Below are 13,653 nucleotides of genomic sequence, written 5' to 3'. Positions count from 1 at the left end.
TACGCTTCAAGAATTTCCATGATTTCTCCGTCAGACTTCATACAGAGCCTCTTCCTGGTTTGGTTTGGTGCGACTAGACACCGACATCAAACCCCAGGAAGGGGCTCCCGCCGTTAACAACACGGCGATGCTAGAAAATAAGAGTGGGCAGATCTCATGGCCACCAATGGGCATTTCTGCTGGCCATCAGTGGGCAGTTACGTGGCCGCCTATGGGCAGTTTGCCATGGCCGCTAACAGCCGTCCGCCTGTGCCGGCGCGAGCAAGGCCTTCGCCTGGTCGCGCGTCAGTCCTGCCGTGTTGCTGTGGTCGGCATCGACTTTGGGCCACTTGACCAGCTCAACGGGGTTGGCGAGGGCCAGGTCAGCGGAGAGCGCGTAGCGGTAAAAGCTGGACAGCGCAGCCAGCTTGGCCGCAACTGTGGCCGGCGCCCCTGCCAGACTGTGCCGGTACCCGCCCAGCAAGGGCCGTGTGACGTTAAGCAGGTCCATGTTCCTGGCGTCCAACCACGAACAGAAGTCGGTCATGGTGCGGGTGTATGCCCGGAGGGTGTGCGGTGAAGTCTGCGCCAGTTGCCATGCCGCGATGGTGTGTCCGTGCCACTGCTGATTACCGACACCGTGAACAACCTTTTGCAAGTCCGTGGACACATGATAAGTGAAATTATCACGTGTCCATGCGGACAGTTCCCGTTGTCGGTGAGATGTTGCGAAGCGGCCCGGTGAACCGGCGGTGGTCGGCATTATCAACGGACCGGACATTTATGTCGGAGGCCTCTGCGAAACAAGCGCGACTCCAGGAAGGGTCTGTGCCACCGAGGGCCCAGACTCATCACTTCTATTGCGGCCCGAGTCGGTGCGCTAGTCTCCACCTACCGCAGACAAAGATAGACGCACGGCGTTGTGCTACTCCACCCCGAACTGTACGCCTCTATGCCATTACGGGCCAAGTGAAGGCCATTCGCCTTCATCTTTCAGCGACCGAGACGATCGCGCGATCGCATCTGTGCTGTGGTTTACTAGGCTCCAAAGCTAGACGGCATCGGGGCCTTTGCTATGTCCCTTCAAATGCTGTGATGGGACCCATGGGTATGCGGCCCGAGCAGACTCCACATTCATCCTTGGTGACTAACAGGCGGGGGAGGACAGCGCGAAGTGGGCGATCACGTAGCTGACGAACGAGCCCCCGTGGGACCAAGAGTTCGATTACGTCGGCTATTGAGGTGGGCGGCGCGATTTTGGCGGGCACTGCTTATCGGCCTTTGGGTAGTTGGCGGTTACCAACTCTATTCATGGTATACGGACGTTTCCGCTTTTCCTGCTCAGCCAGAAGTCTCGGAGCAGGTTCTCGTTTTGCTGGACAGGCCCAACGTTCCCGTTCATATCACGGCTAGCTTTTACGAACACATGGACGCAACCCGTAACGGCCTTACGCAAGAGCAATCTAAAACCTTTAGCGATATAGTCCTCGAACTGAGCGCCAACCTTTCGAACCCACGGGAAGTCCTCGGTTACACAATCTTGCTCCGAGGTCCTCACTTCGAGAATTATGCATTGGACGGAATACCGTCGATTCCGGGCTGTGAAGCGCGAATTCAAATGATTGATCGCCACGATGCCCCGGCACCTACATGCAAAGAACTCGACACTCACTGGACCGATCAGTTGGACGGCCATTACCAAGCCGCATCGGGTCACCTGCTGGAGTCCGATCCCTCCGTGGGCAGATCAACCATAACGCTTCGTATAGAAAATGCGGGGTGGTCAAATTCAGCCGGTAAAAGGATCCTCTTTGCTTTACCTGAAGTTGGCGGCGCAAACGGCAGCCCAGATCGACCGGTTCCTCCGGACAGCCCGGCAGGTTACGCGCCGGGGTCGGTCGACCTAAAAGTGAATTATCGTACTTTGGCGCCCGCCGAACGAATCGAAACGGCGACGCCGCCCACGGTGGAAAGCGATATGTTGTCCTGGTCAACGACCACGAGCTTCACCATTTCGGCGCACGGCTCAACAATTGATGCAGTGGGCGAGGACCACCAGAGTCAGGCTATCTTTATCATCGGCGTGCTAGCAGCCCTCTTTCCTGTGCTCCTATCGGGATGCCTCACTCTCGTGCGTCGTGTGGAGCGTTATCTTTCCTCAATGATCTGACTTAGTCGAGCTTTTCTAATCGCTGTTACCGTGGCACGCCGTCGGCGAAGAACATAGCGGCTGTACCAGTAGTCGTTTCAGCGGGATCTCCTGGGTGGATCGTTGCCGCTATAAGCGCCGCAGCAGCTATCACTCAGGGTTCCCAACTAGTGCTGCGGGACCATGCATTAGGAGTAAATTCGCATGCAATGGCAGCTGTGGCGAGTCGCGCCTTGCATCTACAAGGTTGAGGCCAGCGTGGAGACGGGATCCAAGTCAGGGCAGGCCTTTAATTCCTTGGTGGCCCATGTCGAAGGGCTACAAGAGGATGACGGCGTGAACCTGATTCAAATTATGAGGGAAAGCCACACAACCGTTTCACCACATCAAGCACCCGAATCCGTGCCTCCGCGGGCAAAGAAGCCGACGCGAAGTACCCCTAAGTCGACCCTACTCAGACCAAAGCAGCCGGCGGCCGAAACAGCCGCATTTCGCTCTCTCAACTCTGGCCGTACGCCGCGGGAGCCAGGTTCCGTAACTGAGTCCTACACGACAGAAGTCTCTTTCTCGTTTGTCAACATCCTGGGCGAGCTGGCTGGCATGATCCTGAGATTCCTTGGTTAGCCTCTTGGTTTCTGCCCGAGCGTCATGGGACGAACGCCAGTTATGGCCGCGGGTAGCACTTCCTTGTTTGACGGTTGCAAATGTGTTGACAACGACGCCAACAAGGGCAAAACATGCAACCAGAAGTGGAATCAAAGCGGTATCCAAATCTCCTCCACTAAGATCTGATCGATCTTAGACCTTCCTTCAGTCCATGAAGTACCCGCTTCGGAGGCTTATTCCAACCCCTTCAGGGTACAGCTTTACGTAACGTCCGCTATCGGCCTCCTCCTAGTTGACTCAGCCTCGGGGTGGGATTCGATACAAGTGTGCGTTTAGTCAAGCCGTGTCGATTGACAGCTAACGCCAGGTTGGGTTAGTCATTATGGATCGACGCTTCGATCAACCGCGTTTGACCGGAGCTTCGCCCCTGGCGGACAACGCGGCCGAGAAATCGCCCGTTGACCCTTGTTTTGTGAGCCTTTTTGGAGCGCCGATGCCGAAACTTCTGTTGCCTCCAACGCGGAACTGACGGGGCCGTCTTCGGTCCGGGGCTACTGAATGTCGATGGCGCCCATGTGTCCAGAACCTGGATCTGGTGAGGATTGATGGTTTGGCCGACGCGTTACGGGCGCTCGATGTGCACCCCACTGAAGACCGAAATACGCACTGCAGCCGAGATCGTGCAAGCCAGGATGGCTGGGCAGCCTCCTCAGACCAGTGCGGCAAAGCCCACGCTGCTTTCCACGCCGAAGAGATTGCCCTACACCTTCACTCCCGACGCAGGGACTGTCTGTTGCTAGCAACTAGGGAGTCCGAATGCCGACTGACCCGCAGCTAAGCGAGACGTCACGGACACCACTTTTGGCCCGTATTCGCCCCACGTTTACCCTACGGAAACAATGAAAAACGATGGCATTTCGACGACGTCCGAGAGCTTAAGAAGTGCCAAAACTCCGCGGAAAATCAGGGAAGTGGCAGTTTTCAACAGGCAACGGAATATGCTCTCCCATGAGAAGAGGTCAGGAGTTCGAATCTCCTTAGCTCCACTTCAATACCCCTCTGACCTGCGGAAACGCTTGGTTGGAGGGCTTTTTTGTTTGCCCAGATTTGGGGCTAACCCAGCTTTTACCCGTTTCTCACCGAATCCGGGCTGTGCCGAGAAGGTACCTATATTGGCACGGACCTGTTCGGCTCCGGCGCATTCTGCTATGACCCCTGGGACATGTACGACAAAGGGTTCACCAGCGGCCCTTCCATCGTGATCATCGGCACGGTGGGCACCGGCAGGTCGATGTGCGGCAAATCCCTGGTGACGCGGTCGGTCACGCTGGGACGGAACGCCGCAGTGGCCTCGGACCGGAAGGGGGAGTGGGTCCCGGTCGCCAACGCTATCCCTGGCGGCAAGGTCATCTCGGTTGGCCCCGGGCGGGCAGCAAGGGTCAACCCGCTCGATGGCAGCGTCGCCGGCATCTGCTCGTTGCGTTGGTTTCACTCATGCGCCCGGGCGTGCCGCTAAGCCCCGTGGAGCACACGGCGCTGGACATGGCCCGGACCGACGGCGTCGCCGGGACCAGCACGCCCACACTGCCCATGGTGTTGGAATACCTGCTCAACCCAACCCCGACGACAGCTGCGCTCATCGGACCCAACGGTGGTACCGGCGTCCGGCATTCACTACGCAGGACAGTCTCCGGGGACCTTGGAAGCATGTTCGATGCACCATCCACAGTGGCCTTCGATGCGGATGCCCGATCATGGTCATGGACACCTCGGTGATTCTGATGCTCCTAGGGAATGAGGCTTGGTAACGGCGGACCGGGGAGTGCAGGGCCAGGACAGCGTGCACGCTGGCCTGCTGGGTTCCGAGGGGTTTGACGGCAAGTTCCGCCGCGCCCCGATAGCCGGCCGCGATTTTTGAGTCGATGAGAGCTTGTTCGCGGTCCTCCGTGGACCACCGGTCCGCGATACTGTCGTGGGCGGGCTTTGTCAGCGAAGGCAACGGCCATGGATCGCAGGTCGCCCCAACCTGCTGCGGCAAAGGCGCCGTTGATGCGGTAGGCCAAGTCGAGGTCCCCGGCTTCGGGTTCAGTCCTGCCTGCCACTTCACTGAAATGGCAGGCGGCCGCATGTCCGATCCGGTGGACGACCGGGTCGGTCTTGTCAGCGGCGGCAGCAACGGCCGGGAAGCGGGTTCCTGTCACAGCGGTCCTCAGGCCTTCGGTTGTTCCGGATGGGTGATTTCGTGCCCCAGCTGGTGGGCGTCCTGGACGGTGGCCGGGTCGACGCGCAGTTCGGCCCCGACCTTTTCGGCTGCAGCGATGTCAACGGCCCCGGCGGCGTCCTGCTGCGGGACCAGCATCATGGCCGCGAAGATGTGGGCCTCCGTGTGGCCGTGGCGGGCATCGCCCAGGGACACGTCCAAAGGGCCGCGGATGTAGCATCTGGTGTCGTCGTCGTTGTAGCTATGCCATTCCAGCTCCTTAACGGCGATAGTCAGGGCCATGAGCTCGCGGCGCAGGACTTCCCCTTCTCTTCCTTTGAGGAACAAGGTGATGTCGCCTGGCCCGTGGATCCGGGCCGTCCGTCCTCGAAACCGGGTCTCGTCCCGCTCGGCGAGCCCGCCAGGTTGGATGATGGTGCCGCCCATCGAGCGGAGCAGTGCACGTAGACCGACGGAGCCGGCTTCCTCATGCAGGTCCTTTGCCTTGATGAAATCCCGGGCTACCCGTGCGGCCTGATAGCGTTTGGACCTCCTGACGAGGGCGGCGACGACAGCCGGGTCGATCTCTTCGTTGAACGGGTTGGTTGGTACGGACGGACGATCTCCCATTCCTTGCTCAGGAAATCACCGAAGCGCGGGTTGCTCACCCAGCCGTTTACTGGCGCATACCCTCTGGTGGTAGCGCTGGTCTGCGTTGCTAGCCTCGGTTGATAGCACTGGTCTGCGTTGTTGGTCCCAAAGCGTGGGTACTGACTGGCGCCAGACCCACGACAAGAGCTTTGCACCGGAGAGCGCCGGTACGAATGTCATGAGGCTAGCCAGGTGGCCCGCCAGGCAACGAAAACTCGCTTTGGTACCAATTCTTGGTCGCTCAGCTATCCCGAGTGATCCGCAACAAGTAATGTAGCCGTACGCCGACATCGAGAGTAGAGTCAAACCATGAAGTCCATTGCCTCTATCGATTCTGTCGAAGGTCTCGGCGCTACCGTACGCCGGGTACGTAAGCGTCAAGACATCACTCAAATGGAACTTGCCCGCATGGCCGGCGTCAGCCGATCGTTCATCATCGAACTCGAAGACGGTCACCCGCGAGCCGAGCTAGGTAAGGTATTGATCGTCCTTAACGCCTTGGAAATATCCTTGGCTGCCCTAACCCCCGAACCCGCGACGAAGCGGCGCGTGAACCCGAACTGCAGCGTACATGTTCTCAAGTCAACATCTGACGCTCCAAAAGACGCTGAAGACACTCTCTCGCGCTACCGGATTCAATACAGCATTTCGCTCCAGCGGCGCGCTCGTGAACAACGAGCTCGCACCATGGCTGACATTACGAGGGGCTGGAGCGAAGGTCGTAGCCTACCTGACCAAGAAACGCAGCAAATTGTAATCGCCTACATCGAGGGCGTGCTGTCTCTGGACGAGGCAATGTCAAAGGTCCAGAGGCTATCTGTAACTCGTCGGTAGCGCTCACGAGTACTGTCATTAGTCCTGCCTTCTATAGACGCGTCTGTATCTATGCCTGAAGTCGCCACCCTAGACCTCCGAAAGGATGAATCATGCCAATACCCACCATTTCAGATCTAGCCGGGGTCGTTTATTCCTCCGGAAAAGTATTCGATGGCCTCACCACCGGCCGACTTGATACTGAAGGTTTCCTGCTCTCTGGTGACACCAGTGGCGTGGCCTCACGTCAGGACCTGTGGTTGCTCCAAGACCTCAAGGCTGTCGCAGAGTTCATCATCGAGCACGCCGAAGAGCCGATCACAGCCAACCTTCTGATGCAAATCAACGGTCAGATGACGCGTAGCGCATCCATGGGCCCAGGAGCATTGCGCCGGGCCGATCATCAGATCGGTGTTAACACCATCCATGGTCGCCACGAGCCAGCCGCGGTGACCGAAGAAGAGCTCGACGGGATCATCAAGATCGCACTCCAGCAAGCAACCATTGAAGAGCAAGCTGTCTCGCTGTTCATCACATTGGCTAAGACCCAGCCATTTATGGATGGGAACAAGCGAACCGGCTTGTTTGCTGCCAATGCATTGCTGATCAAAAACCATACGCAGACGGTGCTTACGGTGCCCGTCGACGAGGGTGATCCATCGGTGGCTGAAGAGTTCAACGGTCTCCTGGCGCAGGCCTACATCTTTAGTGAGATGGAACCTGTCACCGAGATGCTTCTCGTGATGGGCATCAACTCGCTGCCCGGGGATGATGAAGCCGAGGATTTGGCCAAGCTCGAGAAGTTCAAAGCAGCCATCGCCCAACGCGCGGCTGAAGCCTCCCAGAAGCACTAATAGCTCGCACCCCGCTCATCTTGAATACGGCAAAGCCCCGAGAATTCTCCGGGTCTTTTGCTTCTCCCTCAGATGACCAGCCGGCTACGTGGTTAGCCGAGAGTAGCCTTAGTCCTCGGCCGCGTCACCAGCTAGCGCACCGCCCTGCCCGAGTGACCGACTCGGGTGGCTACGTGTTTGCAGCTGTGTTCACGGCGCCCGTCGAGCGCGGCGGGGAGCCGGACGATCGAGAGGGCCAGAGCCTGGCGGCCGGCACGAATTCCATCAGTCAAATACGTCCCCGAAGAAGAACGGCTCGCTCGGTGGCCAGGTGGCGCCACGGATGATCCGGGCCGCAAGGCGGTCTGCCAGAGCCTCTGCTGTCAGCTCGGCGTCGGTCTCGTAGCTGCTGCGGTCCAGCACGCGCAGAATCATTCGGCTGTCCAGACCGGGAAGAAGCTGGCCGGTCAGGCTGGTACCGATTCCGTGAACGTCGTGATGGAGGATCATGTGGCTGAATTCGTGCAGGATGATTTGCCGGCGATGCCACGGGGAGCGTGCGGGCGCATGCAGGATCAGATCCCGATCCTGCATGACGAGCCACAGTCCGCCCGTGTCTGCCCCCTTCCGACTCGGAACTTCTTCCACGGAGATGCTCCGGTTGCGCAATTTTTCTAACGCCCGCTGTATAGATTCGAGGGATGTTCTCGGGGTAGGCGCAGCTGCTTGTCCTCGCGCTTGGCTATTTTGCGGGCTTCACCGTAGTTCATGGCCGGCGGGGGTAGGTCCGGACATGACGTTGATGGGGCCGATGTCCCGGGAGGAGTAGCCGTGGGGGTAGACGGACGAGCCGGCACTGCCTGGTGAGAAGTGCGGTTCCTTGGAGAGCGGACGACGGCGGCGGATCGCGTTGCGTAGGGACAGTCCGGCGTTGAGCGCGGTGCGTGTCCACCGGTAGGCGCGGGGGAGGCCGAGCGCGGTGGTCAGGCGGCCGTCGTCGAGCATGGCACTAATCATTAACCGTGTTACGGGCCGAAGCGGCTTGGGCAAACGGTCCTGCAGAACCTGAACCGTCGCGTCCATCAGTGCTACACCTGGTATGGAGGCTGCGACGTTTCTGACTTCGTAGCTGTCGAAGAATTCGGCGGCCTCATCGAAGGTGCCGGGAACGCTGTCGATGTGCATTCTGTGGCCCAGTCCCGCGAAGAACCTTGTTGCGGCGGCTATTTCCATTTCCGTGGGTTGCCGCCATCCATGTTTTCGAATCCAGCGGATCGGGACGACCAGGAGGGTGAGTAGGACGTAGAGGAAGTCCTCGGTAGTGCCGGGGACGTGGCGGTGGACGCGGTTGAGGAGGCTGATCATCTGCTGTCCACGGTCGCTGTCCAGACCGCTGGCGATCAGTTCGTAAATGACGATGCCGGTGTCGTAGGAGCGTTTCATGGGGCGGTCTGAGATTTCGCCGTTCCGGGCGAGCGTTTCGGCGATGCTGGGGATGGCGAAGTTGCGGTAGTAGGCGAGGAAGAAGCCGAGCTCCATGTCGCTGGCGAGGTCGAAGAGGGCCATTTGCCGGAAGGTCTGCTGCCAATTCTCCGGACTCGCCTGTTGCTGGCGCTGCTGACTTTTCTGAAGGCTTGAATGTGGATGCATTTTTGAACACCTCCCCGAGGCATGCATGCGTCAAACGATCTATGGGCCATTCTTTGTCCGAGACGAACAGTAGGTTTTTATCGTAGGCCCGTCTCGAGGTGGACGCCACAGAACGGGGAAAGATGGTCCTAACTACGTGAATCCTGGCTTTGGGACGTTTCCAGCGCGGATCTCAGTCCCTGCTCGCCCTGTCGCATCATCTGCGCATGCGCTGCGGCGAACACCTGTCCGGCGACCGGTGCAAGGAACATCATCCACCGCTTGGTTGGGCGTACCCGCCACTCGATGTTCATTTGGGTCTGGTTCCCGATGGCTGGTGACAGCCTCACCCCACCCGTGCCGTTCAGGTCGCCACCTGCCTCAAAGCTGATGTGGGCTGGGGCTCTCACGGAGGTTGGATGGATCGTGATGGTCAGGGTGTAGCCGAGGGAGGCCTTGAAGTTGAGCGCGGTGGTTGTTGCCAGCAGTACAGCGTCCGGGCTGGTGCCGTGTCCCGTTGTGCGGACCAACGGTCCGGCAAAGCTGCAGTTAGGCCACCAGCTCGGCCAACTCATCTCCGGGTCAGCAATGATCGCCCAAGTCTCTGTGGGCGTGGCGTTCAGCAACCAGGAGGAGTTCAGGTTGAAAAAACGGCCTTCCATAGACTCAGGATGCCACGTTCACTCCGCGGGAGGCGAAGACGCTGGATTTAGGCACATCCACGGTCACACCACCAAAAACAACAGAAAGTAGTCAGACATCCCAGAGACAAAGACAGGAAGACCCCCGGAAACCCGGGGAACTTCCTGTCCTAAGCGCCCGGTCTAAAGGAAGATCTTCAACGCGGCAGCGTAACCGTGCAGATAGCCCGCTGCGTTCGGATGGAACACGAAGGGGTTCCCCGCCCCGGGCCCCACTATCCACTGGTCTGCCGAGGGTATGCCGTGCCCGGCAAAGGTCCACATCACAGGAACGTAGCGGGCGCCGTTGGTCAGGGCAGAGAACGCAATGACGCCGTTAAGCAAAACAGCGGCACCGTTCATTTGTCGGGCTGCGGCGACCTGGTCTGCAGGGAACCCCGCGGCTGCCATGTTGTTTGGCTCAAAGAGACTCGGATAGCCCAGGAATACGATCTTCGCTGCCGGGACCTTGTCCTTGATTGCCTTGACCAACGACTTGATCTTCGTGGGCAACTGGGTGAGCTTCTGTAGGGAAGCGGTCAGCGCTGCCGTACAGGTCGGGCTCTGTGGAGCGGCCAGGCAGGCTGCTGACACCGCGCCCGAGCCAATGTCATTGCCGCCCACTGTCAATGTGACCAGCTTTGCGGTGGCAGGAATCCGCGGAACTTGCAGCGCCTGGACCGAGTCGGTGGTGGCACCGTAACACGCCAGATTGGCCATGACTCTTCCGGTCGCGGCGGCGTAGTCGGTGCCGTATCCGTTGGGGCTCTGCAAGCAGAGTCCCGTCTCAGCGCCGCCACCTGATCCTGCAGAGTAGGAATCTCCTAGCACCGTGTAGGTAACCGGCAGTGCTGATTGGGCTGTGGCCGGCACACCGGCAATCCCTGCAACGAGCCCCAAACTCACCAAAACCGCAGCGCCCGTGCGCGCGGCGAACTTCCTCAATGGATATGCTCTCATGGCCCGAAGTTACGCCCGGGTGGTCGCCGGGGCAAGAGTAAAGGCTACTCATGTTTGGCCCAGCTTGGGCACGTGCTTGCAGGTGAAAGTCCTCCGAAGGAGAAGGTGGTTTAAGGTCTGACCGCGCTGCGTCAATGCTGCCTCCGAGGTTTCCAATCGGCGTTCACTCACCTCCAGAAGCGGCTCCCTGGGAGCTCGGCTACGGCTCCTTCGTGAAAGTCGCAGTTCCCGTCGCTGTTCCCGCTGACGAGCGTCAACTTCCTCGGAGCCGTGGTCAGCGTCCGATCGCTGGGGACCACCGCAACGATCCTAGTGATCATGGCGGTCCTGCAGGTGCTCTTCCTGCGCACCAAGCTCGGCCTGGCGCTGCGCGCCGCCGCCGACAATCCCGACTCCGCCGCGTTCTCAGCCCCCGTCGGACGGCTGCTCATGGTCGGCTGGGGACTCGCAGCGGCCCTCGGGGCGATCGCCGGTGCGCTGGTCGGCCCACAGCTAACCCCGACTCCGGGGATGCTCGACACTGCGCTCGTCTACGCGCTCGCCGCGGTGATCCTCGGGGGCCTGGACAGCCCCATTCGCCCCGCTGTCGCAGCCAAGGCAATCGGCGTCCTCGAGAACCTCGTGTCCGTGTATGTGCCGTTCATCGGCCATGACCTCAAGATCGCCGTTCCGTTCGCGCTGATCTTCGTCATCCTGATCCTGCGTCCCCAAGGCCTGTTTGGGCGAAAGGTCGTGGTGCGAGTCTAATGGGCACTCCCTCTTCAGCTCGGCCGGCCGTGGGCCGCAGAAGCACGGACATTTGCCGGAACCGTTGGATGCGCCTTGCCCTCCTTGCCCTCCTTGCCGGTCTGCCGGAGAGGCGCACTCGCCCATGCTCGCACCCTGCCGAGCAGTTCGTCCGATGGAAACCCAGATTCTGCGCATCCCTGGTGCTGGGCCAGTTCATCGGGTATATCCGTTCGATGGAGGCTATGACTTGCGCGTCGGTGAAGTCGCCGGGGTCGAAGGTCTTGCCGAGCCGTTTCCAGTGGCGGTCCAGGACGAACAGGAGCTCTTCGCGTCCGAGGGTGGGGTAGTGGTGTGAGAATCCGGGCCGGCTGTAGAGCTGCGGGTAGTTACGGAATGGTTTATCGATGCCAGTGGTAAATCGGGATCCCCATTTCTATTCCACCGGGGCACGATCATTCGCTAGTCATGGTGTCCCACTTCCTTCGAAGTAGGACACGTGCGTCGGGAGGTCGGGTGCGGCGCGACACGTCGATGATTTCCCGGCGAATTTCCGCTAAAGGGCGTGGCCTTCAAAGGAGGGGTTGAAAACACCTGTCAAAGCCCGCCAGTAGGACGCACAATGGTCTCATGGCCGCGATAGAACCTCCGCCTGACGGGCCTCCGGCAACAGATAGCCGTTTCGTCCGCTGGATCGACGGAGCAAAGAGACACCGCCTCGTAGTAGCGGCCACGGCAGCCCTCGCAGTGGTTACGTTCTTTGCCACGGCCTTCGGGTACGTCGGCGACTCCATCCAGACTATTTCCAACTGGGCAAATCCCCACCGCTCCCAGTATGAGGCTCTGGCTGTACTGGATCTGGATCTCACTCCTGCCTACGTCGAATCGAAACTCGGACAGCCCAATTCCATCGTCAACTGGTGCGTCGCCATGGGATGCCCGGCCAGCGAACCGCGTGACACCGTTAAGATCTATATCTTCAACACTCCCCAGTACGTAGTGCGGGCCGTGTTCGACAGCAACAGTCTTGCGCTCTACGCGGTGACGTTGATGTCCGCCGACCTTCAGCCGCCAATGACGTTCGGCGAGAGCCTGGGGAAACTTGGAACTGTGACATTCGAGCAGGCTCAAGGTATCCACCCCACTGATGCCGCCATCCATATGGGCCCGGCTTCCTCCGCTTATGTGGAAGTCCTCGCTGGTGGCCGCCCCGCTCACTATCAGGGCCTCTTCCTCGCGTGGGCGCCCGCCGGATGGGCCTCGAGTCCGATGCGCTGGGACATGAATGGCGCCCGCACATTCGATCAAGCGTCACAACTGCCCGGCGGATTCTTTGATCCGACAACTGTCTCGGCGTTCCGGGCCGGTTCAACACCAAACACCTTCGGTCGGTTTCGGGACAACGGCGGATTTGTCGCCAGCGTCGCCCATCACGCAGTGCAACTCATCCCTCTGCTCTACACCGGAACGGAGCTCTAATTTCGCCCTTTCCTGGGGATCAGGCGTCGGCGGCGTTTTAAACGGTGGAAGGTGACTCTTTGGCGAGTTCTAGCGATCGTGTGCAACACGCCCTGAAAACGGGAGTTGCAATACCCACGGATTCACCATCAATTGATAGCGCAATCCGGCGGTGTTCAGCGCCTTTGGCGGTGAGCATGATGCCAGTGGGGTGACTTCCGCACTTTTTCCCGAGCGGTTCCCGGGCGACGAGCCGGAGCCGCTGGGCGACACACGCATTGCGGCTTCCGCACGGTTCCTCGGTGAAGTGGGTAGGTTTGCCGACGAACTGGCGGAGCGGGACCGGATGCTCCCCGGGATCGTCCGGACCTCCGGCGCGTCGAATGACGACGACGACGACGACGACGGCGCCGTGGCCGAGGCGCGGCGGCGCGGCGGCGCGGTGGCGCGCGGTGCTGCGCGGTGCTGCGCGGTGCTGCGCGGTGCTGCGCGGGCCTGACGCCCTCGTATTCAGCGATCTGATAGCCGGGATGCCCGCCGCGTTTCGGGCAGAACCGAGTTCCGAGGATGCGGGTGAACTTATCACGTCGGCCCTCGACGTCGTTACTGACGCCGCGGTTCGCGGCCGGCTGCCGCACGAGACACCGATGTTGCCTGCGCGCCGAGGGCGGAAACCTCTGCAACCAGGCGCGGGTGAGGGAACTTTCCCGACCTACCGCGCCAGCATGGCCTCCGCCGTCGCAACCGCTACAGCCGCCTGCGCAAGTTCAGCCGTGGCTGGCGTCCCGCCCTCGTCTGAGGTCTTGAGCTCGTTTTCTGATAGTTGCATGATGTTTGAGCGTTCACTGGCGGTGACCCTATCGAGCGAATATCAAGAAGGCGCGACTTGGACGTATCCCGTACCATTACGAACAGAATCTGTCGTCGGCCCGAGGCCCGGTTGATGGTACTGGCCTGCCGAGTCTGGCT

14 protein-coding genes and 1 pseudogene are annotated in these 13,653 nt (G+C 60.1%); 8 read left to right on the top strand and 7 right to left on the bottom strand.

Annotated elements, in window-relative coordinates:
* Window positions 1-232: 232 nt before the first annotated feature.
* On the bottom strand, window positions 233-649 hold the full coding sequence (locus IV500_RS21980) for a site-specific integrase (protein WP_196397996.1): 417 nt from the start codon (window positions 647-649) through the stop codon (window positions 233-235).
* 756 nt (window positions 650-1,405) lie between these two features.
* On the opposite strand from IV500_RS21980, the gene IV500_RS16960 reads away from it, so the two are divergent.
* The 3 genes from IV500_RS16960 (at window position 1,406) to IV500_RS16950 (ending at window position 4,510) form a co-directional block, all read left to right on the top strand.
* The gene (locus tag IV500_RS16960) at window positions 1,406-2,149 is read left to right on the top strand and encodes a hypothetical protein (protein WP_196397995.1); all 744 of its coding nucleotides are present in this window, start codon (window positions 1,406-1,408) and stop codon (window positions 2,147-2,149) included.
* 1,807 nt (window positions 2,150-3,956) lie between these two features.
* Complete coding sequence (locus IV500_RS16955) at window positions 3,957-4,250, top strand: hypothetical protein (protein WP_196397994.1); 294 nt, start codon at window positions 3,957-3,959, stop codon at window positions 4,248-4,250.
* Entirely contained in the window at window positions 4,241-4,510 is a 270-nt protein-coding gene (locus tag IV500_RS16950) for a hypothetical protein (protein WP_196397993.1), read from the top strand. The genes IV500_RS16955 and IV500_RS16950 overlap by 10 nt, the downstream gene beginning before the upstream one ends.
* Before the next feature lie 433 nt (window positions 4,511-4,943).
* On the opposite strand, the gene IV500_RS16945 is transcribed toward IV500_RS16950, so the two are convergent.
* The gene (locus tag IV500_RS16945) at window positions 4,944-5,564 is read right to left on the bottom strand and encodes a hypothetical protein (RefSeq protein WP_196397992.1); all 621 of its coding nucleotides are present in this window, start codon (window positions 5,562-5,564) and stop codon (window positions 4,944-4,946) included.
* 330 nt (window positions 5,565-5,894) lie between these two features.
* Between IV500_RS16945 and IV500_RS16940 the strand changes: the two genes are divergently transcribed.
* Both IV500_RS16940 and IV500_RS16935 read left to right on the top strand, forming a co-directional pair.
* Entirely contained in the window at window positions 5,895-6,419 is a 525-nt protein-coding gene (locus tag IV500_RS16940; RefSeq protein ID WP_196397991.1) for a helix-turn-helix domain-containing protein, read from the top strand.
* 92 nt (window positions 6,420-6,511) lie between these two features.
* Window positions 6,512-7,252 (top strand): Fic family protein, encoded by a 741-nt coding sequence (locus IV500_RS16935; protein ID WP_196397990.1) that lies wholly within the window; start codon window positions 6,512-6,514, stop codon window positions 7,250-7,252.
* A gap of 264 nt (window positions 7,253-7,516) precedes the next feature.
* Here the strand turns inward: IV500_RS16935 and IV500_RS16930 are convergent, their stop codons facing one another.
* The 4 genes from IV500_RS16930 to IV500_RS16915 form a co-directional block, all read right to left on the bottom strand.
* A complete protein-coding gene (locus IV500_RS16930) occupies window positions 7,517-7,879 on the bottom strand; it encodes a hypothetical protein (protein ID WP_196397989.1) in 363 nt (120 codons plus the stop codon).
* Between the two features lie 108 nt (window positions 7,880-7,987).
* Window positions 7,988-8,881, bottom strand: a complete 894-nt coding sequence (locus IV500_RS16925) for an oxygenase MpaB family protein (RefSeq protein ID WP_196397988.1) — start codon at window positions 8,879-8,881, stop codon at window positions 7,988-7,990.
* A gap of 128 nt (window positions 8,882-9,009) precedes the next feature.
* On the bottom strand, window positions 9,010-9,522 hold the full coding sequence (locus tag IV500_RS16920) for an SRPBCC family protein (RefSeq protein ID WP_196397987.1): 513 nt from the start codon (window positions 9,520-9,522) through the stop codon (window positions 9,010-9,012).
* Between the two features lie 162 nt (window positions 9,523-9,684).
* On the bottom strand, window positions 9,685-10,500 hold the full coding sequence (locus tag IV500_RS16915) for an SGNH/GDSL hydrolase family protein (RefSeq protein WP_196397986.1): 816 nt from the start codon (window positions 10,498-10,500) through the stop codon (window positions 9,685-9,687).
* A gap of 234 nt (window positions 10,501-10,734) precedes the next feature.
* Here IV500_RS16915 and IV500_RS16910 point away from each other — a divergent pair, with 234 nt between their 5' ends.
* Entirely contained in the window at window positions 10,735-11,247 is a 513-nt protein-coding gene (locus tag IV500_RS16910) for a branched-chain amino acid ABC transporter permease (protein ID WP_196398005.1), read from the top strand.
* Between the two features lie 205 nt (window positions 11,248-11,452).
* On the opposite strand, the pseudogene IV500_RS21620 reads toward IV500_RS16910, so the two are convergent.
* Window positions 11,453-11,638: pseudogene (locus tag IV500_RS21620) on the bottom strand (AAA family ATPase); the annotation flags it as partial.
* A 218-nt stretch (window positions 11,639-11,856) separates the two neighbouring features.
* Here IV500_RS21620 and IV500_RS16900 point away from each other — a divergent pair.
* Together IV500_RS16900 and IV500_RS16895 are read left to right on the top strand one after the other, a co-directional pair.
* A complete protein-coding gene (locus IV500_RS16900) occupies window positions 11,857-12,705 on the top strand; it encodes an ETEC_3214 domain-containing protein (RefSeq protein ID WP_196397984.1) in 849 nt (282 codons plus the stop codon).
* A gap of 151 nt (window positions 12,706-12,856) precedes the next feature.
* Complete coding sequence (locus IV500_RS16895) at window positions 12,857-13,183, top strand: hypothetical protein (protein WP_196397983.1); 327 nt, start codon at window positions 12,857-12,859, stop codon at window positions 13,181-13,183.
* Window positions 13,184-13,653 lie beyond the last annotated feature (470 nt).

The sequence above is a fragment of the Arthrobacter terrae genome, assembly GCF_015708085.1.
Classification (GTDB): domain Bacteria; phylum Actinomycetota; class Actinomycetes; order Actinomycetales; family Micrococcaceae; genus Arthrobacter_M; species Arthrobacter_M terrae.
This window is presented reverse-complemented; position numbering and strand designations above follow the sequence as displayed.